The 1,136-nt window shown below is 29.0% G+C and carries 1 protein-coding gene; it reads right to left on the bottom strand.

Features of this window, described 5'->3' with window-relative positions:
• Window positions 1–992 (bottom strand): cache domain-containing protein (locus L8W69_RS09145; RefSeq protein ID WP_263666988.1); only part of this gene is annotated, 992 nt, incomplete at its 3' end.
• Window positions 993–1,136 lie beyond the last annotated feature (144 nt).

Here is a 1,136-nt window from a genome sequence, read left to right as displayed (position 1 = left end):
AAGTCAAAGAAAGAGTTAAGGCCGGTTTGGATTTTTTGAAGTGGAGAAAGATTATAATTAATCATAAATCTTATAATTACAAGAGCAATTACCAAGCTTATAACACCAATAATGATTTGTTGTATTAAAGCTTTATTTACCGGGTCTTTATAGATTTTTTCATCTGCAATCACACAAACATTATATCCTGTTGAAGATTTCTGACAAATCACAGCCTTGCGAGGAGCATTTCCATCTTCAATTAACATTGGTGAGCTTGAAAGAAGTCCTGATTTTCCTTCAGGTGTTGAAAGATATGATTTTACTATATTTTGACTTAATTCATTTTTTGTTAATAATGCCTCAGAAGATTCATGAAAAAGTATAGTTCCATCATTATCTAAAACCACAGTATATCCGCTTTGTGACCTTCCCATTGATAATACATTATCTGAAAAAGTATTTAAATCATAATTTCCACCTACTGCACCTATAAATTTACCATTAACAACTATAGGATATGAAAAAGATAAAGAAGGAGCTTTTAAGCTAGGGGCAATATAAGGCTTTGATATTACAACTTTGTTTTCTCCAGAAGCAACACTTGTGTACCAACTTCTTGTTCTAGGATCATAGCCATCAGATGGCATTTGATGGTTTCCATTTGATCTAATCATTGCACCATTGTGTGCAAGTCCTACATATAGCACATCAAAACGACTAGCTTCTTTTGCAACTTTAACCATAGTGTAAATTTCTTCTAAACTCGCATTAGGATTTTTTTGCAATTCAGAGGCGACAGATCTAATAGCATCGCTTCTTGAAGCAGTGTAGTCATCAAAATTCTTTAAAACATCTTGCATTGTTTTAACTTGTATATCATTGATGAGTTTTTGAACATCATGCTTTACTTCGGCATAATTAAATGCATTTGCTATAAATAAAATAGCTATAATTGCTAAAAAAACAAAAAAAGTTAATTTTCCCGTTAAACTTCTTGTAATGTTTTTCATAATGAATTATCCTTGTTTAAAAATTGTAAATTTTAAGGGAAAAATTATCTTGTATTATTTTTAATAAAAAAATGCATTATTTAAATATAAAAAAACTATTTTTTAATAAAAAAATTATAAAAAATAACAATCACATCCAATCAA

It is taken from the genome of Campylobacter sp. CNRCH_2016_3089 (genome assembly GCF_025772505.1).
GTDB classification, from domain to species: Bacteria; Campylobacterota; Campylobacteria; order Campylobacterales; family Campylobacteraceae; genus Campylobacter_D; species Campylobacter_D lari_D.
The sequence above is the reverse complement of the archived record's forward strand: the minus strand, read 5'-3'. Positions and strand labels throughout refer to the sequence as shown.